The 17,827-nt window shown below is 30.3% G+C and carries 22 protein-coding genes, 1 tRNA gene and 1 pseudogene; 13 read left to right on the top strand and 11 right to left on the bottom strand.

Annotated features, from left to right (window positions below; all coding sequences use genetic code 11):
* Window positions 1-364: 364 nt before the first annotated feature.
* Window positions 365-449 (bottom strand) — tRNA-Ser (locus B4E59_RS11155).
* 177 nt (window positions 450-626) lie between these two features.
* Between B4E59_RS11155 and B4E59_RS11150 the strand changes: the two genes are divergently transcribed.
* From B4E59_RS11150 to B4E59_RS11135, 4 genes are all read left to right on the top strand, one after another.
* Entirely contained in the window at window positions 627-1,049 is a 423-nt protein-coding gene (locus B4E59_RS11150) for a GNAT family N-acetyltransferase (RefSeq protein ID WP_180906030.1), read from the top strand.
* Window positions 1,050-1,090: 41 nt separating this feature from the next.
* Complete coding sequence (locus tag B4E59_RS11145; RefSeq protein ID WP_291047169.1) at window positions 1,091-2,266, top strand: MFS transporter; 1,176 nt, start codon at window positions 1,091-1,093, stop codon at window positions 2,264-2,266.
* A 353-nt stretch (window positions 2,267-2,619) separates the two neighbouring features.
* Window positions 2,620-4,092, top strand: coding sequence for a TrkH family potassium uptake protein (locus B4E59_RS11140; protein ID WP_291053032.1), 1,473 nt, complete (start codon window positions 2,620-2,622; stop codon window positions 4,090-4,092).
* 9 nt (window positions 4,093-4,101) lie between these two features.
* Entirely contained in the window at window positions 4,102-4,797 is a 696-nt protein-coding gene (locus B4E59_RS11135) for a potassium channel family protein (RefSeq protein WP_135836030.1), read from the top strand.
* On the opposite strand, the gene B4E59_RS11130 is transcribed toward B4E59_RS11135, so the two are convergent.
* Window positions 4,784-5,164 carry a hypothetical protein gene (locus B4E59_RS11130; protein WP_180906033.1) on the bottom strand — a complete coding sequence of 127 codons (381 nt, stop codon included), beginning with the start codon at window positions 5,162-5,164 and terminating at the stop codon, window positions 4,784-4,786. The genes B4E59_RS11135 and B4E59_RS11130 overlap by 14 nt on opposite strands.
* A 253-nt stretch (window positions 5,165-5,417) precedes the next feature.
* Here B4E59_RS11130 and B4E59_RS11125 point away from each other — a divergent pair, with 253 nt between their 5' ends.
* Window positions 5,418-5,756, top strand: coding sequence for a hypothetical protein (locus B4E59_RS11125; protein ID WP_180906034.1), 339 nt, complete (start codon window positions 5,418-5,420; stop codon window positions 5,754-5,756).
* A 61-nt stretch (window positions 5,757-5,817) separates the two neighbouring features.
* Here B4E59_RS11125 and lysA read toward each other — a convergent pair whose 3' ends face one another.
* Together lysA and B4E59_RS11115 are read right to left on the bottom strand one after the other, a co-directional pair.
* A complete protein-coding gene (gene lysA / locus B4E59_RS11120; RefSeq protein WP_180906035.1) occupies window positions 5,818-7,029 on the bottom strand; it encodes a diaminopimelate decarboxylase in 1,212 nt (403 codons plus the stop codon).
* 162 nt (window positions 7,030-7,191) lie between these two features.
* Entirely contained in the window at window positions 7,192-8,325 is a 1,134-nt protein-coding gene (locus tag B4E59_RS11115) for an MBL fold metallo-hydrolase (protein WP_291053029.1), read from the bottom strand.
* Window positions 8,326-8,453: 128 nt separating this feature from the next.
* Here B4E59_RS11115 and B4E59_RS11110 point away from each other — a divergent pair, with 128 nt between their 5' ends.
* The 3 genes from B4E59_RS11110 to B4E59_RS11100 are packed head-to-tail and all read left to right on the top strand — an operon-like array spanning window position 8,454 to window position 10,052.
* On the top strand, window positions 8,454-9,002 hold the full coding sequence (locus tag B4E59_RS11110; protein WP_291053026.1) for a YeeE/YedE family protein: 549 nt from the start codon (window positions 8,454-8,456) through the stop codon (window positions 9,000-9,002).
* A gap of 4 nt (window positions 9,003-9,006) precedes the next feature.
* Window positions 9,007-9,420 (top strand): DUF6691 family protein, encoded by a 414-nt coding sequence (locus B4E59_RS11105; protein WP_291053023.1) that lies wholly within the window; start codon window positions 9,007-9,009, stop codon window positions 9,418-9,420.
* Between the two features lie 2 nt (window positions 9,421-9,422).
* Window positions 9,423-10,052 (top strand): Crp/Fnr family transcriptional regulator, encoded by a 630-nt coding sequence (locus tag B4E59_RS11100; protein WP_291053020.1) that lies wholly within the window; start codon window positions 9,423-9,425, stop codon window positions 10,050-10,052.
* 57 nt (window positions 10,053-10,109) lie between these two features.
* Here the strand turns inward: B4E59_RS11100 and B4E59_RS11095 are convergent, their stop codons facing one another.
* Window positions 10,110-10,316 (bottom strand): helix-turn-helix domain-containing protein, encoded by a 207-nt coding sequence (locus B4E59_RS11095; protein WP_286486023.1) that lies wholly within the window; start codon window positions 10,314-10,316, stop codon window positions 10,110-10,112.
* Window position 10,317: 1 nt separating this feature from the next.
* Entirely contained in the window at window positions 10,318-10,935 is a 618-nt protein-coding gene (locus B4E59_RS11090) for a DUF2975 domain-containing protein (RefSeq protein WP_291053013.1), read from the bottom strand.
* Between the two features lie 188 nt (window positions 10,936-11,123).
* Between B4E59_RS11090 and B4E59_RS11085 the strand changes: the two are divergent.
* The 5 genes and pseudogenes from B4E59_RS11085 (at window position 11,124) to B4E59_RS11065 (ending at window position 14,170) form a co-directional block, all read left to right on the top strand.
* Window positions 11,124-11,753 (top strand): annotated as a pseudogene (locus tag B4E59_RS11085) (putative sulfate exporter family transporter).
* A 394-nt stretch (window positions 11,754-12,147) separates the two neighbouring features.
* Complete coding sequence (locus B4E59_RS11080) at window positions 12,148-12,309, top strand: MBL fold metallo-hydrolase (protein ID WP_291053010.1); 162 nt, start codon at window positions 12,148-12,150, stop codon at window positions 12,307-12,309.
* Window positions 12,310-12,315: 6 nt separating this feature from the next.
* Window positions 12,316-13,542: an MBL fold metallo-hydrolase gene (locus B4E59_RS11075; protein ID WP_291053035.1), complete on the top strand. Its 1,227-nt coding sequence runs from the start codon at window positions 12,316-12,318 to the stop codon at window positions 13,540-13,542.
* Window positions 13,543-13,567: 25 nt separating this feature from the next.
* Window positions 13,568-13,837 carry a rhodanese-like domain-containing protein gene (locus B4E59_RS11070; protein ID WP_286502302.1) on the top strand — a complete coding sequence of 90 codons (270 nt, stop codon included), beginning with the start codon at window positions 13,568-13,570 and terminating at the stop codon, window positions 13,835-13,837.
* A gap of 24 nt (window positions 13,838-13,861) precedes the next feature.
* Window positions 13,862-14,170 carry a thioredoxin family protein gene (locus B4E59_RS11065; RefSeq protein WP_286513081.1) on the top strand — a complete coding sequence of 103 codons (309 nt, stop codon included), beginning with the start codon at window positions 13,862-13,864 and terminating at the stop codon, window positions 14,168-14,170.
* A gap of 70 nt (window positions 14,171-14,240) precedes the next feature.
* On the opposite strand, the gene B4E59_RS11060 is transcribed toward B4E59_RS11065, so the two are convergent.
* The 5 genes from B4E59_RS11060 to B4E59_RS11040 all read right to left on the bottom strand — a co-directional run bounded on the left by B4E59_RS11060 (window position 14,241) and on the right by B4E59_RS11040 (window position 17,689).
* Window positions 14,241-14,468: a YHS domain-containing protein gene (locus B4E59_RS11060; RefSeq protein WP_291052999.1), complete on the bottom strand. Its 228-nt coding sequence runs from the start codon at window positions 14,466-14,468 to the stop codon at window positions 14,241-14,243.
* A 2-nt stretch (window positions 14,469-14,470) separates the two neighbouring features.
* Window positions 14,471-15,436 (bottom strand): hypothetical protein, encoded by a 966-nt coding sequence (locus B4E59_RS11055; protein WP_291052995.1) that lies wholly within the window; start codon window positions 15,434-15,436, stop codon window positions 14,471-14,473.
* A gap of 10 nt (window positions 15,437-15,446) precedes the next feature.
* The gene (locus B4E59_RS11050) at window positions 15,447-16,487 is read right to left on the bottom strand and encodes a cytochrome-c peroxidase (RefSeq protein WP_291052992.1); all 1,041 of its coding nucleotides are present in this window, start codon (window positions 16,485-16,487) and stop codon (window positions 15,447-15,449) included.
* 44 nt (window positions 16,488-16,531) lie between these two features.
* Window positions 16,532-17,374, bottom strand: a complete 843-nt coding sequence (locus tag B4E59_RS11045; protein WP_291052989.1) for an MbnP family protein — start codon at window positions 17,372-17,374, stop codon at window positions 16,532-16,534.
* 84 nt (window positions 17,375-17,458) lie between these two features.
* Window positions 17,459-17,689, bottom strand: a complete 231-nt coding sequence (locus B4E59_RS11040; RefSeq protein ID WP_291052986.1) for a hypothetical protein — start codon at window positions 17,687-17,689, stop codon at window positions 17,459-17,461.
* Window positions 17,690-17,827: the final 138 nt, after the last annotated feature.

Below are 17,827 nucleotides of genomic sequence, written 5' to 3'. Positions count from 1 at the left end.
AGATTTTCAAATCTAAAGGAATTCATTTCAGTTTCTCACCCAATGGATTGAAACTAGTCTGTCGTTTTTGAAATTCGTTGATATAAGTGAATTTGAGTATTAATAACAAAAAAGCGTACAACGTAGAACGTTAACCATAAACCGTAATAAAAAACAAAACCTCAATAGAACAATCTATTGAGGTTTCTTAGCAGAGAGTGAGGGGGTATTTCATGTTCCTTAGAAAAGAAAGTAATTCTAAGAAAACTCTACATACTTCGCATCTATTATTTTTTGTTTTTCCTTTCAGTCTTATGAAAATGAAATTTTCAACAACTTCAGAAAAGCAAAAAACCCAACAGATTACTCTATTGGGTTTTATTAGCGGAGAGTGAGGGATTCGAACCCCCGGAGGTGTGACCCTCAACAGTTTTCAAGACTGCCGCATTCGACCACTCTGCCAACTCTCCAATAACGCAGTGTATTGCGGTATTGCGAGTGCAAATATAGAACGCTTTTTCGTTTTTCCAAACTCTGAAATCAATTATTTTTAAAATAATTTTTAACAAAATGATTCTCAATAGAATATTTTTTATTCTTTTTTTTGAAAATAGTCATTTATATCTTTGTTGTAATTAATTTTAGTCATGATTAGAAGAATTGAAGAAGTAGATTTTGCGAGATTGAGAGACATTTGGGAAAGTTCGGTTAGTAACACACACCATTTTTTAGCAGAAGAAGATTTTGAATATTATAGAGAAAATTTACCTAATTATTTTCCGCATGTAGCCTTATTTGGTTACGAAATCGGAAATCAATTGGTAGGATTTGTAGGTGTTGCAGCACAAAATCTTGAAATGTTATTTATTCACAATGATTTTCGAAGAAAAGGAGTAGGGAAGGCTTTGTTGGATTTTTCTATTCAGGAATTGAATGTGAAATCGGTTGATGTGAATGAACAAAATCAGCAAGCGATTGATTTTTATTTAAGCCAAGGTTTTAAGGTTACTTCTCGTTCTGAAAAAGATAACGAGGGAAAAGCTTATCCTATTTTGCATTTGAGTTTATAATTTCGGGAGAGAAGCTTAACTTTGTCGCATATTTTTTAGCCATGCATTCATTAACAGAATTATCATCAACTCAAAAGAATCGCATTCGATTCGCTGTTTCACTCTTCTTTTTTTCGCAAGGTTTAGCTTTTTCGTCTTGGGCAAGTCGCATTCCGACGATTAAATCAGATTTAGGAATTTCAGAAGGTCAATTGGGAACATTACTTTTATTGATGCCAATTGGGCAATTGTGTACAATGGCACTTTCAGGAAAATTAGTCGCGAAATTTGGAAGTAAAAATGTCTTACGAATTGTCGTTTTAATTTATCCTTTAATACTTTGTTGTATAGGTTTGGCTCAAAATTTTTATCAATTAGGTGCTGTCTTATTTTTCTTTGGAGTAATAGGAAACATGTGCAATATTTCGGTGAATACGCAAGGAGTTGAAGTCGAAAAAATATATGGAAAATCGATTATGTCCTCTTTTCATGGTGCGTGGAGTATAGCTGGTTTTACAGGTGCTTTGATTGGTTTATTGATGATGAATTTGCATGTGAATACATTTTATCATTTTGTATTTATTTATGGCTTAATTATTTTGAGCTGGTTCATTAATAAAAAATATTTAGTCGATTCTACACCAGCTCCAGCGAAGGAAAAGAAATCTATTTTTTCAAAACCAGATACTGTTTTGGTTCAACTAGGAATTATAGGTTTTTTGAGCATGGCAACAGAAGGTGCGATGTTCGATTGGAGTGGTGTTTATTTCCAAGATATCGTAAAAGCACCTCAAAATTTGGTTGTCGTTGGTTATGCTTCTTTTATGGTAATGATGGCAACAGGACGTTTCGTTGGTGATTATTTTATCAGTAAATATGGAAAACAACGCGTGATGCAAATTAGTGGAATTTTGATGTTTTCTGGTTTGATGCTTTCAGTATTTTTTCCTCAATTTATTGTGTGTACAATTGCATTTATGATGGTTGGATTGGGTGTTGCGTGTAATGTTCCGACAGTTTATAGTGTAGCGGGAAAAAACAAAAATGTAAATCCAGGCGTTGCATTGGCAATGGTTTCGAGTATCTCTTTTTTAGGATTTTTAATGGGACCACCACTGATTGGTTATATTGCTGAAGCTTTTGATTTGAGATATTCTTATGCGTTATTTGCTTGCTTTGGATTGATTATGGTTTTTATGGTTGGTAGAATGAAAATCTTTAAAAACATTAATAACTAATTTATAGCTTTTCAAAAAAAAAGTAATGATTAACTTGTAAGAAGTATACATAATTATAAATTTGCCTTTTTAATTATTATGAAACAAATATGTTTCGAATTTTAGTAAACAATAAGTTTTTTAACGTAATCCTTTCAATATCGTACACATTAGCTATTATAGCATTATTGGTAATGTTTGGATTTGGATTTCCTGTTGAGTATAAACTTTATATAAACATTTTTTTTATCATTCTACTATCTGTCGGAATTTTAAGAACAATACTTAAATATGTTTATTTTAAAGAAAAAATTATTCCGCGAGTCATCATTTTTGATATAGTAAGTATACTATTTATTCTTTATTGCATTAAAATGCAAATAACCGATTATAGTTGGTTTTTTGTCAGCAAATATTTGCAATTTGCTATTGTTTTAAAATTAGTAAGAGAAATTGCTACACCTAACCTTAATTTCAAACGTTCTGTAATTACTCCTCCCCAATTATTTATTTTCAGTTTTTTTATTTTAGTTTTTGGAGGAGCTTGTTTACTTATGTTGCCAAAAGCAACATATCATCCAATTTCTTTTCTAGACGCACTATTTACAGCGACGAGCGCAGTTTGTGTAACAGGATTAACTTCTGTTGATACTTATATAACTTATACGCCTGTTGGTCATTTTATTTTAATGTTATTAATACAAGCAGGAGGTTTAGGTATTTTGACATTTGCTGGATATATTGCTTATTTTTTCAAAGGAAATAGTTCTTATGAGAATCAAATAGCATTAGGAAGTATTGCAAACAACGATTCTTTGAGTGAAGTTTTTTCTTTTGTAAAAAGGATTATCTATTTAACTTTTGGTATCGAATTCGTAGGAGCTGTATTAATTTATATTTCAATTGCACCTTATAATATTAGTATTGTTGACAAATTATTTTTTAGTATTTTTCATTCAGTTTCGGCTTTTTGTAATGCAGGTTTTTCTACATTGCCAAATGGATTAATGAACAAAGGTTTTGTTCACAATTATGGATTTCAATCTGTTCTAATCACATTGATATTCTTAGGAGGAATAGGTTTTCCTATCTTGATTAATATTCTACGTTATACAGATTATTTAATCAGAAAATTAATTTCAAAAATTCTCCATAATAAAAATAATCGTAAGAATTGGGTTTTTACATTAAGTTCTAAAGTTAATTTAATCACCTCATTAACAATACTAATTATTTCTACAATCATATTATTCTTCGAAGAATATTATTCTACATTAGGACAACATCAAGGTTTGGGAAAGTTTATTTCAGCTTTATTTATCGCCATAACGCCTCGTACAGCAGGTTTTAATAATATAGATTTTTCTCACTTACAATTCTCTTCCATACTTTTGGTTATTTTGTTAATGTGGATTGGTGCTTCACCAGCATCAACAGGAGGAGGAATTAAAACGAGTACTTTTGCAATTGCAATTCTTAATTTTATTAATATTGCACGCGGAAAAAATAAAATCGAAATTTACAAAAGAGAATTAAGCCCTATCAATGTACAAAAAGCTTTTGCTACAATGACCTTATCTTTTTTAGTCATTGGAATAGGAATATTTTTAATAACAAAATTTGATAATCATTTACATCTTATTGATGTTGCATTCGAAGCTTTTTCAGCTTATTCTACTGTTGGTTTATCATTAAATTTAACACCTACATTATCAGATCCAAGTAAAATTGTTGTCATTACAATGATGTTTATTGGTCGTGTTTCAATGATTACAATTTTGATGGCTTTTTTTAAGAAAACTGTTTCATCTAATTATCGTTATCCATCAGATGATATTTTAATTTAAAAGAAAATTATGAAAATAATAATTATAGGTTTAGGAAATTTCGGCGCGGCGCTTGGTAAGAAAATGGTAAAGCTTGGTCACGAAATTATCGGTGTTGACAATAATATTCAACGTGTTGAAGCTTTGAAAGATAAGTTATCCTATACCATTTGTTTAGATGCAACAGATGAATTATCAATTAATAAATTACCACTAAATAATACAGATATTGTAATTGTAAGTATTGGGGAAAATGAAGGTGCCAATATTATGGCTACTGCTATTTTTAAAAATAAAAATGTAAAACGTTTGATTAGTCGTTCTATCAATTCTTTACACGAAAATGTTTTGCAAGCAATTGGAGTTACAGAAATTATTCGACCCGAAGCTGAATCTGCAGAACGTTGGACAAAAAAACTAAATGTGAAAGGAGTTGTAGATTCTTTTGAATTAAACAAAGAGTTTAGCATTATAGAGGTTGTAACACCAAATGAATTGGTTGGAAAAACATTTGATGAAATCCAATTCAAAAAGCAACATAATATTTTGGTAATGACAATTATTAAAAACAAAGAAGAAGCTAGTTTTTTAGGTCAATATAAAATTGTTCCAGAAGTACAAGGTTTTCCTACATCAAATACAGTAATTACAAAAGATGATGTATTGGTAATCTATGGAGCAAATCAAGAAATTTATAAATTCTTAAAGAAATTTAATATTCAATAATCTTATTCTTAAACTCTAATACATGTGGTTTATGGAATTTTAAGTAAAAAATAATTCCCATAAAATAACAGACAACATCTAATATATCTGCTGTATAATTCGAAGAAAATTTTGGCATAATAAATTCTAATAAAAGACTCAAAACAAAAGCAGTAATTACCAAATAACTTGTTGGATAAACATAAACTTGATTGTTGTATTTAATTTTCGAAATGATATAACTTCCTAAGTGCGTCATAGCAGGTACCGCAAAAATATCAGTTAAATAATGGTTGAGATACTCAATTTCTATGGAATAAATTCGGGTAAGTTTGATAAAAATCCAACTCAGAATATAAAAACTAAAATAAGTATCAAACAATTTCATTTTTTAGACAACAACAAGTATTATTAACACACAAAAAGCCCCAAGAATCATCAAAAATAGGAAGAAAGCATCGTCTATTAATTTTTGAGAGGCACTTCGTTTATCTTTTTTTTCTTTCATATGCTAACTTTGTGACAAAAGTATTTAATTCATCTCGAATTGCATAAGATGAATGTCATTGTAAAGTTTTTAAAATTGGATAGATTGAATCTTTAAAATATTTTCATAACTTTAAAACAGTAAATGATTGATAATGAAAATACTTTTATTCTTTCTTTTTCCAATTGCTCTTTTTGCGCAAGAAGTTGCTCAGAATGATAATCTTAAAAATAAATTGTTGATGAATTTTGCTCAACAATCTGGTTATTTTGATTTTAAGTATTCGCAAGATTTATCGCTTGAAAAGAATAATGAATTAATCTTGGATAATGTGAAGAATTATATTAATCAGCCAACAAGTATTTCTCCTTTAAAACCTGTTGTAGAAAGAATTTCTTACGAATATGATGATTCAAAAACATACGGACAAAACTTATTTAGAAGTACTGTACACGAATTGTTTTTTAGTAAACCACTGAAATTAGGTAAATAAAAAAAGCCCAATCCTTGAATTGAGCTTTAAAATACTATAAAAATATATAAAAATTCTGAGCTTAGAATTTTATATCCTCTGTTGTTGCGATTAAATCTTGAATTGTTTCGCGACGACGAATTAAATAATCCTTATCGTCAATTAATAAGACTTCTGCAGGTTTGAAACGCGAATTGTAGTTCGAAGCCATCGAGAAGCAATATGCTCCCGCATTGTGGAAACACAACACATCTCCTTCGCTAATTTCATTTATTTTACGATTCGATCCAAATGTATCTGTTTCACAAATGTATCCCACAACTGTGTAATAACGGCTACGACCTTCTGGATTCGAAATATTTTCAATTTCGTGATGAGCACTGTAAAACATCGGACGAATTAGATGGTTGAAACCTGTATCAATTCCAGCAAAAACAGTAGAAGTTGTTTGTTTCACAACATTTACAGTCGCTAAGAAAGATCCTGCCTCAGAAACCATATATTTTCCTGGCTCGAACATTAATGTCAAAGGTTTTCCGTACGCTTTCTCAAATTCATTAAAACGAGCAGATAAACGCTCACCTAAATATTCAATATCTGTTTCGTCTGCGCCTGGATAGTAAGGAACTTTAAATCCTGATCCAAAATCGATGTAAGATAAATTCTTGAATTCTGCTGCAACTTCAAATAAAATTTCAGCTCCTTGCAAGAAAACATCAATATCTAAAATATCAGAACCTGTGTGCATATGAACACCGTCCAAATGTAAACCTGTATTTTCTACAACTCGTTTGATATGCGGTAATTGGTGAATAGAAATTCCAAATTTCGAATCAATATGCCCAACCGAAATATTTGCATTTCCACCTGCCATAATATGTGGATTGATACGCACACAAACTGGATATTTAGGGAAATCTTGACCAAATGTTTCTAAAACCGAAAGGTTATCGATGTTGATACGAACACCTAAATCAATTGCTTTTTTAATCTCTGCATACGAAACACCATTTGGTGTATAAATGATTTCTTTTGGCTTGAAACCCGCCATTAATCCCAATTCTACTTCTTGAATAGAAACTGTATCCAATCCTGAACCAAGTGATTTGAAATACTTTAAAAGATTAAGATTCGTGTTCGCCTTACATGCATAATTTAACTTTAAACGTTTGACTGTAGAAAATGCATTTGTCATCTTTTCATATTGCGATCTAATTTTGTTCGCATCATACACATACAGCGGCGCACCATATTTTTGCACCAATTCTAATAGACGTTCTCTATTCAGTTCCATTTTGTTTATTTTTTTGTTTAAAGTTAAATTTCAGTTGCCAAAATTACGGAATACAAATGGTTTTCTGAAGAAAATTCAGAATAAACTTATTATAAATCAATAATTTCGAATATTATTTAAAAGTTTGAAAAATATTTCGAATATTATTCGGGAATAAATGTTTTAATCCCTCCACCATTCTTTGAAGTAAAAGACAGAATCGTTCAAATTTAGTGGTTCACCGATCATTGGCGTCAAAATATCGAGCTTATTTTGCTTACCATTCTTCATAATTTTCTCCAAAGGTTCGTCCCAAGCATGTTTTGCCAAAGCAAATTTAGCAGCATGAACAGGAATAATATGTTTTGCTTTCAAATCGTTGATAATTGCAGGTAAATCAGTTGGTAAAGCACGAATATATTTCCATGCTTCATTGTATTGACCATTTTCGAGAATCGCAAAATCAAACGGACCATATTTTTCTCCAATTTCCTTGAAATGCGTATCATAACCGCTGTCACCACCTAAAAATATTTTTTGCGTAGGCGTTTCCAACACATAAGAAGTCCAAAGTGTGGTGTTTCGTTTAAATTTTCGACCAGAAAAATGACGAGCTGGTGTAAAAGTAATTTTTAAGTTATTTTTTAATGTAACGCTTGTATTCCATTCTTCTTCGATTAATTGTTCGGGCGAATAATTCCACTTCTCGAAATGTGCGCCTACGCCAAGCGGAAGAATCACTTTATTTACTTTAGAACGTAATTCTTTCACCGTTTCATAATCCAAATGATCGTAATGATCGTGAGAAATAACCAAATAATCAATCTTTGGAAAATCCTTTGCGTGATAAGAATTTGCTCCTTTAAACGCTTTATTGAAAATTGGTAGAGGCGAACCGTAATCACTAAAAACAGGATCGATTAGGAAATTAACACCATTTAATTGAATATAATAAGACGAATGTCCCAACCAAATAAACACATTTTCGTTTTTATCGATTGATATAATATCTGTCTGAATATGCGGAATAGAATCTTTAGGATTGAGTTTTGGATTTTTCGCACCAAAGAAAAAGTCCCACATCACTTTTTTGGTATCAAAACCATCTGCCAAGGCAGGCGTATGATGAATATTTTGAAATTGTCCATTTTTATACAACTTCGATTGTTTCATTCGTTCCAGTCGTTTTCCAGTTGCATCAGCACCAAAAGTATTCATTTGTAGAACCGCAAAAGTTGCAATTACAAGAATTACAATCAAACTTAATAGGAAGTAAAGCATTCGTTTTAAAACTTTTCGTTTATTGATTTTTTTCATTAATGATCAAATTTATAAAATTCTTGGATTGATTTTGAAATAATATATCTTAAGTAAACTGTAACATTTGTAACTTTCATTTTAATTTAGATTTACCAACTTTGTACACGTTTTAGAAAAAATACAAAATGGAATTTATCTTACAACCTTGGCCATGGTATATTGGCGGACCAATAATTGCGATTGTAATGCTTTTATTGATTTATTTCGGAAAAAGTTTTGGATTTTCATCAAATTTCAGAACGATTTGTTCTGCTTTGGGAGGAGGAAAATCATGTGATTTTTTCTCGTTTGATTGGAAAGCTCAAAAATGGAATTTATTATTCTTAGTAGGCGCAGTAATCGGAGGTTTTGTTTCGGTACATTTTTTATCAGATAATCAAATTCCTGAAATTTCGAATGCTACAATTGCAAAATTGAATGCAATGGGATTCGAAAGTGCAGGAAAAGCATATTTTCCAACCGAAATTTTCGAGACGATGTCTGTTAAAAATATTGCGTTATTATTTGTTGGCGGATTATTAATTGGTTTTGGAACGCGCTACGCAGGAGGTTGTACATCTGGACATGCGATTTCGGGTTTAAGTGATTTGCAGTTACCTTCATTAATTGCTGTTATCGGGTTTTTTATCGGTGGACTTTTAATGGTTCACGTTTTGTTTCCTTTAATTTTTTAATCTTATGAGAAGTTTAGTTTATATCATATTAGGCGTTATCTTTGGTGTAACCATGTACAAGGCAGAAACAGCCTCTTGGTTTCGTATTTTCGAAATGTTCAATTTTCAATCTTTCCACATGTACGGATTTATCGGTTCTGCTTTGGTTGTTGGTTTAATTGGAATACAATGGATGAAAAAGAAAGAAGCAACAGGTATCGATGGTGAAAAAATTGTGATTCAACCCAAAGCAAAATCAATTGCTCGTTATTTGATCGGAGGAATTTTCTTCGGATTAGGTTGGGCGTTGGTCGGTGCTTGTCCTGGACCAATATTTGTGTTATTAGGCGCAGGAGTTTATCCAATTTTAATTACAATTGTAGGTGCATTAATCGGTACTTTTCTTTACGGAAAAATTAGAAACAAAATCCCACATTAAACATGATAAAAGAGAAAATAGAAGCAACTTATCCGTATCAATTTGAAGATGAATTATTGAATGAAATTGATGAATTAGGATCTTTGATAGAATTTAAAGCGAATGATGTGATGATTGATTTGAACCAATTTATCAAGGGAATGCCAATCCTTTTGTGTGGGGCAATCAAGATTATGCGCGAAGATTTTGATGAAGGAGAATTGTTGTTGTATTTTCTCGAAAAAGGTGATACATGTGCGATGACGATGGCTTGTTGTTTGGGTGATAAACAAAGTAAAATACGTGCTGTTGCTGAAACTGATGGAGAATTGGTAATGATTCCGATTGTAAAAATGGACGAATGGTTGGCAAAATATCCATCGTGGAGACGTTTCATTTTTGATAGTTACAATAATAGAATGGAGGAAATGTTGGTAGCGATTGACAATTTAGCTTTCAATGATATGAATGAACGTTTGAAAAAATATCTGTTGGATGTCGCAAGTATCAACAAAGGTAAAGTTGTGGTAAAAACGCATCAAGAAATCTCTTACGAGCTCAACACTTCTCGTGTTGTTATTTCTCGTTTGTTGAAAGCGTTAGAAAAAGAAGGTTTTCTTCAACTAAACCGAAACGAAATCACGATTAAGTAAGAAATTATTTCAAAAATATACAAAGGAAGTTCAAATAGAGAGCTTCCTTTTTTTGTTTTAATCTTCCGTATAATCAATAATATCACCAGGTTTGCAATCCAAAGCTTTGCAAATCGCGTTTAAAGTTTCGAAACGAATGGCTTTTGCTTTTCCGTTTTTTAGAATAGATAAATTGGATAAGGTAATGCCAACTTTATCACTCAAATCATTTAAAGACATTTTACGTTTTGCCATCATGACATCTAAGTTAATAATTATAGCCATCTTATATCGTTAAATCGTTTTCTTGTTTCATTTGAATACTCTGTTTTAGGGCAATTGCGAAAGCAATAATAAATAATCCTGTATAGATATCAGAGGCATTAACCATATTATTTTCAGAAATAATGTAATTACTGTTTACAAGATATTTTTCAAGTTGACTATTCTTAATATAATTCAATGAAGAATCAATCAAAGAAAAACTAATAACAGCAAAACCATTATACAGTAAAGTGTTATATGTGCTTTTTTCAAATAATTCACCGTTAATAAATCTTTTAATTAATCGAATTGTAGAAAAAAAATAAAATATCATTGTAAGTCCCAAAAGTAGATATAATACCCAAATGTAAAAAGGATAAATTGCAAGACTTTTTTCCGTATGAATACTCAAATTCATCGCTTCTGTAATAATAGTACCATCTATTTTAGGAATTGAAACTGGATTTTCAGAACCATTTTTTGGAATAACTTTAAAATACTCAGAAGATTGTGCTATTTCAGCATTTTGCCAACCTCTCATAAAATCATTTAATCCATTGTTAAAAAAGAAATCAATAAAAGGTAGAGTGATTAGTAATACTCCAATTATTTTTAAATAAAATTTAGATTTAGTTTCCATATTTAGTAATTATTTATTTTTCAAATTAAATACAAGATTTTTGAATTACAAAATAAATTTATTGTAAAACAATAAATAAATATGGAATAACGGTTTGATGTTAATATACACAACTACCTATTTGTAAAAAATGTTATAATCTAATTTGATGTGGTCAATTACCTTTGTTTTTGTATTTCATAAAACAAATGATTGCCCGTATAGTTTATTTTGGATTATTGCTATTTACTTTTTTTCCTTTTGTAGAGTCGTCTGTGGCGTTACTTTTAGGGATTGGTTATGGTTTAATTTTTCAGAATGAATTTGGAGAAATCTCAAAACGATATTCAAAGAAATTATTAAATATTGCAATCATTGGTTTAGGGTTAGGTTTGAATCTTCACGAGGCAGTTTCGGTTAGTAAAGATGGATTTTTTCTCACTTTTATTTTTGTATTAAGTGTTTTTACATTAGGATTTGTATTCTACCGATTATTAAAAATCAATAAGAATACATCGCTGCTGATTACTTCAGGAACTGCTATTTGTGGAGGAAGTGCTATTGCTACAATATCTTCGGTTTTACAACCAAAAGCTAATCAAATTACTATTGCTATGGCAGTTGTGTTTGTATTGAATGCGATTGCATTAATGATTTTTCCGTTTATTGGACATTATTTTCAGTTATCGCAATATTAATTTGGTTTGTGGTCGGCAATTGCAATTCATGATACAAGTTCTGTTGTCGGTGCTGCTAAACAATATGATGAACAAGCTTTGGAAGTTGCAACAACTGTAAAATTGAGCCGAACATTATGGATTTTTCCATTGGCCTTATAATTGGTTATTTCAACAAAAAAGAGAACTCTTCTCTCAAATTTCCTTATTTTATTATTGGTTTTATTGCAACAATGCTTATCGCTACTTATTTTCATCAAGGCGAAAAGTTTATCATATTTTACAAGGAATTTCGAAACAATTAATGGTTGTTGCTTTATTTATGATTGGCTCGTTGATTAACTTACAATCCATCAAACAAGCAGGTTTTAAAATCTTATCATACGGAATCTTACTTTGGATTTTTATCTCCATTTTATCTTTGGTTTTAAATTATTTTTAAAATCTTTATTCTCTCTATTTTAAGTCTGTAACATTGGTTACTGTCGATTGTTTTTTAGCAACTTAACTTTGCTTCAACAAATTAGAAAAGGTTAAACCATAAAAATATTATCATATGTTTTTTCAACATATTTTTGAAAAGTCATTGGCACATTCAAGTTACCTTGTAGGTTGTCAAGCAAAAGGAGAAGCAATTGTAATTGATCCAAAAAGAGATATTGATACATACTTAAAAATAGCAGAAGAAAATAAGCTGAAAATTACGCATATTGCCTAAACACATATTCATGCTGATTATCTTTCTGGTAGCCAAGAGTTAGCTTATGTAACAGGTGCGAAGATGTATTTGTCTGATGAAGGCGGAGAAGATTGGCAATACGATTTTGAACATGTCGGATTAAAAAATGGCAATAAAATAGAAGTTGGAAATCTAATTTTTGAGGTGATGCATACACCAGGTCATACGCCAGAAAGTATTAGTTTTTTGTTGACAGATACGCCTGCGACGAAAGAACCAGTTATGATTTTTACTGGAGATTTTGTTTTTGTAGGAGATATTGGTCGTCCAGATTTATTAGAAGCAGCAGCTGGATTAATTGGTACTAAAGAAGTAGGAGCGAAGCAGATGTTTGAATCGTTGAAAAAATTTCAAGCATTACCAGATTATCTACAAGTTTGGCCCGCACATGGAGCAGGTTCTGCTTGTGGAAAAGCTTTGGGAGCTGTAGCAAGTACGACGGTTGGTTATGAGAAAATCAGAAATTGGGCGTTACAATTTGATTCGAATGAAAAAGGTTTCGTTGATTATTTATTGGCAGATCAACCCGAAGCGCCAGCTTATTTTGCAATGATGAAAAAGCTGAATAAAACAAAACGTCCTTTATTGATTGAAGTTCCGAAATGGGCTAAATTAACATATATCGAATTTGAAAAAGCGAAAGATTTTGGAATGAAAGTGATTGATGCGCGTATCAAAACAGATTTTTCTCAATTCCATTTACCAGGAACATTAAATATTCAAAACAATAAAACGTTCAATACATGGATGGGTTGGATGGTTAATTATCAAGAACCAATTGTGTTGATTGTAGAAGAGGATGAAGTAGAAGAAATGACGCGAAAATTGATGCGAATTGGTTTGGATAATGTCTATGGTTATATTACTCCAACAGATATGTTGAGTAATTTTAGTTACTTACAATCTTCAATTTTAATCGACGCAGATACAATTGAAAATTACATTGGAAATGATGAGGTTCAGATTTTAGATGTTAGAGGAGAAGCAGAATTTAAAGAAGGTCATATTGAAGGAGCGAAGCATATTTTTGTCGGTTATTTACCAAAAAGATACAATGAATTAGATCCAACTAAAAAAATTGCTTTGCATTGTCAAGCTGGAGATCGAGCAACGATTGCACAAAGTTTTTTAGAATCGAAAGGTTTTGAAGTTGAAAATTATAGTGGAGGAATAGCTGATTGGAAATTGAATCAAAAACCATTAGTTAAATAATATGTTTTTCAAAAAGATTTTAAAAATGTTGACATCAAATTCGAATGTAGAAAATTATCTACAAGAAGGTGCTTTATTGTTGGATGTTCGTACAAAGGCAGAATTTTTGGCGGGACATCATGCAGATGCGGTGAATATTCCGTTGCAAGAATTAGAAGTAAGATTAAAGGAATTACCAAGCAAAAAAATTGTAACAGTTTGTAGAAGTGGAGCTCGTAGTGCGCAAGCAGCAACAATTTTAAATAAAAATGGATTTGATGCAATAAACGGCGGCCCTTGGCAAACGATAAAATAAGTGTAATAATATCTAAATTTTAAAATGGATTTATTGGATAAAATACAAGGAAATAATTATTATTTGATTGATTTTTATGCAAATTGGTGTGCTCCATGTCAGTTACAACTTCAGTTTTTAGAAAATTTGAAAGAAAAATTTCCTGATAATGTAGAAATTATAAAAATAGATGTAGATAAAGACAAAGTAAGTACCATTCAATTTGATGCAATGTATCAAGTAAATGGTGTACCAACTTTGATGCTTTTTCATCAAGGAAAGCTACTTTGGAAACATTATGGAGTAAAGTTTGAAGATGATTTACAGGAAATTGTAAAACAATTTTTGATATAAAAAAGACAGTAGCTGCTTAATGATTCTTCTTAGAATCAAGTGCAACTACTGTCAAATTATTTTCTTTCTCTTACTTTTTCTTCACGTATTTTTTTGGATTTTTTTTGAATTCAACTTTACAGCTTTTACTACAAAAACCATAAATTTTCTTTTGATAAATTGCGGTATCTGTTAAGAATTGTGCGGTATTCATTCCACAAATAGGATCTTTCTCGTTTACAACTTTTACTTTTAGTTTTTGTTGAGCAAAAATTGAAAAAGAGAGGATAAAGAATGTTAATGTTAATATTTTTTTCATTGTTATTGATTTTTAGATTGAAATAAATTGTAATTAAAAAAGAAACCTATTCTGTTTTTTACTTCGATTTCTCCCGAATTTAAATCAGAAAGTATAGGTTGAAAATATTCTATACCAAAATTAAATTTTTGAGCAGCTGCTTCTAATCCTAATTTCGCAAATTGAGCTTTTCCTTTAGATTTTGGAATCGTCTCCCCAAATTGTTCATTTTTATAATAAAGTTCGTTTTGAAAACCGAATTTTCCAAGTAATTTTAATTCATTGTTAATGAAAAGATGTTGTAATTGAATTAATTGATTCCATTGATCTCCAAATTTGTATTTCTTTTTATTCTCTCCTTTCAAGTTATAGTCTGTTACTAATTGTAAAGTCGAATTCTTATAAGCTAATTGGTAATTTATTGCAAACTGAGTATCCCAACTTCCTGTACCTAATTGAAAACTTGGATTGGTTGTTTCAGCATTTGCTTGATTAAATTTTGCGATTGGAATTTTTAAACCTATTGCAGCACTTAATCCATGTTTTAGCTCATTAGAACTTGTATTTGATTTAATGACTTTAACTATTCCCATCATATTTAAATCTCCAATACCAGAAATAGAAGAAGAGTTTTTACCTTCTTTATTATGAAAATGGTAAGGAATGCTAGCATTGATGTCAATTCTATTATTTATTGGAATTCTTGCCCATAATTGAATGGTATTGAATTGTTGCTTTTGTGTTCTTTTATTAGAAAAAGCATCTTCTTTAGCTTTATAAGATTGATGTAGATAACGAATACCAATGAAATTTGAATTTATAAGATTTTCAATTCCATTTGAGGTTGAAGTTGCTGAACAACCACAAGCATCACAATCTAATTCTAAATCATATAAATGAGAGATTACAATAGAATCATTATCTGTATATGCAAATAATGAAATGGGTGTAAATAATATAACGAAAAATAAATTGATATATAATTTCATTTGAATAGATTTAAAATTCTGCATAAGCAGGGTTATTAATAAATGAGTAATCAGTTAATGTTTTTAGAAAAGAGATAATTGCCTTTTTTTCTTCTTCTGTCATAGGAATTCCAATTCGATTATTTTGTTTGAGTTGAGAATCCAAATATTTATCATTTTGTATGCCTTCTGAATAAAAATTCAAAACAGCTTCTAAACTATAGAATCGTCCATCGTGCATATAAGGTTTGGTCATTTCAATATTTCTTAAACTTGGAACTCTAAACTTCATAAAATCAGTCGAATCTAATGTAACACGATATAAACCTCCATCTTTGTATTGTTTATTATAATACATTCCTGTATTTCGAAAAGACTCATCTGTAAAAAGTGTTCCTTTATGACAGCTTGAACATTTCTGTTGAAAAAGTTGTAAACCTTTTTTTTCGGTTTCGGTTAAATTTGTCTCTTTCCTTAAATATTGATCATATTTAGAATCTTTTGATACAACTGAAGCCATAAACTGTCCTAATGCGCTGAGAATACGATTTGCATCGATTTTATCATCTCCGAAAGCATTTTTAAACATTTTTGGATAAGAAGAATCTGATGATAATTTCTTAATGATTTCGGGAAAAGTTGTATCCATTTCTTCTTCAGCTGTAATAGGAGAAATTGGTTGTTGAGCTAAATCATGAATAACGCCATCCCACATAAATCGATTTAGAAAAGCTAAATTTTGAATAGGAGGAGCATTTCGAATTCCTAATCGATCATCAATTCCATGACTAACAGGATGTCCGTGGTGAGTAAAGGCATTTTCTTGAATATGGCAAAAAGCACATGAAATAGTATTATTTCTAGATAATCGACCTTCATAAAATAGTTTTTTTCCTAACTCAACTCCATTTTTAGTTAACGGATATTTATCTGTATCAAATGTTATTTTAGGAAAATAAGAAGGAATTTCTAATTGATAAGGTTCATCAACGATCTGTCCATAATCAATATCATCATCGTAACAACTTAACAAGATGAATAAACTGAAAATAATTGTTATTATTTTATTCATTGTTTGTAGAATTATGCGGTGTTTTATAAACACCGCTATAAACTTTATTGATTTTTTTCGTCGTTATGTACATGATCAACTCGAAACATATTTTGTATGTTTTCTGTTACTAATTGCGCAAAGTTGGAAGATCCCATAATGTTATTGTTCGACTCATCTAAAGTCAATTTATGATCACCACTTAAATAGGTATTCAGATTTGCCATAATATGAATAGATGGCTTAATCATAGAAGTTACTCGTGCAGATGTAGGCAAATCTAAAGTTACTTCTCTATATAAATCTTGAACATTATTTTTGTTAATATCTCCCATGTTTCCAGTATGAGTTAAGAAGAAAGTGTCAGTAGTAGTTTTCCCATAAAGACCTTCTATTTTAAAGAAAACATAACCAGCAGCCCAAGACCAAGTCATTCCATTTTTCTTTGCTTTTTCCCAAAAAGTAGCTTGTCCAGTCTGGCCTAATAAATAAGCTTTCTGAGAAACACCAAGTCCAAAACGTACTTTTGTGTATTTATTTTGAGGAATATTATCCAAATTTAAATAAACGACATTAGCTACTGCAGAATCTTGATTAATAACAAAAGCGCCTTTGTCTGGATCGTTTTTATGATAATCAAATTCATTCCCTTTTTCATCAATTAATGTGATGTTAGAAATGATATATTTTAATGTTGTTAATTTATGTTTTTGTCCGTTTGATGAGGTTTGCGTTGTTTGATCTAAAACAATTCCTCCCAAATTATCAAATCCATTTTCAAACTTTAATTGAATTTTACCTGTTTCAGTTGATTTAATTTCTGAGAAATCATCATCGTTGTTGCAGGAAGTAAATAAAGTAAGTAATGCGATAAATGATAAGTTTAAAAAATATTTGATTGTTTTCATTGTAATAATTGTTTAATTTTTTTGAATAAAAATGCTGTTGGAAAACAATTATTGTTCTCCAATACTGAATATTTGTTATATTAATTAAACAATTGGAGGTTTTAGATATTTAAAAACCCAATCGATAGAATAGGATGATTGCCAAAAGAATCGATGTTTTATTTTTACAATAAAATCTTGAATAAATGGAATATCTAAGCATTCGAAATCTATATAAATTTCTGCAAATCGAATATTCTTTACTAAAACCGAATCAGATTCTTGTTCTGTTTCTTTTAGTTGCTTCGATAAATAACATTTTCCATTGCATTGCATTTCTGGTCGCTCTTTATTGATACAATATTCATCAATAATCTTCTCCTGAGTACTAATGAATATAGTAAAAGGAATTAATGATCGAAAACCAATTAAAAGCACGAACAATGCAATCAATAAACAATTGAAACTTTTGAC

The organism is Empedobacter sp. UBA2044, from assembly GCF_002333005.1.
Taxonomy (GTDB): domain Bacteria; phylum Bacteroidota; class Bacteroidia; order Flavobacteriales; family Weeksellaceae; genus Empedobacter; species Empedobacter falsenii_B.
This window is presented reverse-complemented; position numbering and strand designations above follow the sequence as displayed.

Coding starts and splice junctions, on each gene's coding strand:
- B4E59_RS11070 (WP_286502302.1), top strand. CDS start 13,568: ATGTTGACATCAAATTCGAATGTAGAAAATTATCTACAAGAAGGTGCT.
- B4E59_RS11095 (WP_286486023.1), bottom strand. CDS start 10,316: ATGGCTATAATTATTAACTTAGATGTCATGATGGCAAAACGTAAAATG.
- B4E59_RS11130 (WP_180906033.1), bottom strand. CDS start 5,164: ATGAAATTGTTTGATACTTATTTTAGTTTTTATATTCTGAGTTGGATT.
- B4E59_RS11055 (WP_291052995.1), bottom strand. CDS start 15,436: ATGAAATTATATATCAATTTATTTTTCGTTATATTATTTACACCCATT.
- B4E59_RS11100 (WP_291053020.1), top strand. CDS start 9,423: ATGATAAAAGAGAAAATAGAAGCAACTTATCCGTATCAATTTGAAGAT.
- B4E59_RS11125 (WP_180906034.1), top strand. CDS start 5,418: ATGAAAATACTTTTATTCTTTCTTTTTCCAATTGCTCTTTTTGCGCAA.
- B4E59_RS11115 (WP_291053029.1), bottom strand. CDS start 8,325: ATGAAAAAAATCAATAAACGAAAAGTTTTAAAACGAATGCTTTACTTC.
- B4E59_RS11080 (WP_291053010.1), top strand. CDS start 12,148: ATGTTTTTTCAACATATTTTTGAAAAGTCATTGGCACATTCAAGTTAC.
- B4E59_RS11065 (WP_286513081.1), top strand. CDS start 13,862: ATGGATTTATTGGATAAAATACAAGGAAATAATTATTATTTGATTGAT.
- B4E59_RS11145 (WP_291047169.1), top strand. CDS start 1,091: ATGCATTCATTAACAGAATTATCATCAACTCAAAAGAATCGCATTCGA.
- B4E59_RS11045 (WP_291052989.1), bottom strand. CDS start 17,374: ATGAAAACAATCAAATATTTTTTAAACTTATCATTTATCGCATTACTT.
- B4E59_RS11060 (WP_291052999.1), bottom strand. CDS start 14,468: ATGAAAAAAATATTAACATTAACATTCTTTATCCTCTCTTTTTCAATT.
- B4E59_RS11105 (WP_291053023.1), top strand. CDS start 9,007: ATGAGAAGTTTAGTTTATATCATATTAGGCGTTATCTTTGGTGTAACC.
- lysA (WP_180906035.1), bottom strand. CDS start 7,029: ATGGAACTGAATAGAGAACGTCTATTAGAATTGGTGCAAAAATATGGT.
- B4E59_RS11135 (WP_135836030.1), top strand. CDS start 4,102: ATGAAAATAATAATTATAGGTTTAGGAAATTTCGGCGCGGCGCTTGGT.
- B4E59_RS11150 (WP_180906030.1), top strand. CDS start 627: ATGATTAGAAGAATTGAAGAAGTAGATTTTGCGAGATTGAGAGACATT.
- B4E59_RS11110 (WP_291053026.1), top strand. CDS start 8,454: ATGGAATTTATCTTACAACCTTGGCCATGGTATATTGGCGGACCAATA.
- B4E59_RS11040 (WP_291052986.1), bottom strand. CDS start 17,689: ATGCAATGCAATGGAAAATGTTATTTATCGAAGCAACTAAAAGAAACA.
- B4E59_RS11090 (WP_291053013.1), bottom strand. CDS start 10,935: ATGGAAACTAAATCTAAATTTTATTTAAAAATAATTGGAGTATTACTA.
- B4E59_RS11050 (WP_291052992.1), bottom strand. CDS start 16,487: ATGAATAAAATAATAACAATTATTTTCAGTTTATTCATCTTGTTAAGT.
- B4E59_RS11140 (WP_291053032.1), top strand. CDS start 2,620: ATGCAAATAACCGATTATAGTTGGTTTTTTGTCAGCAAATATTTGCAA.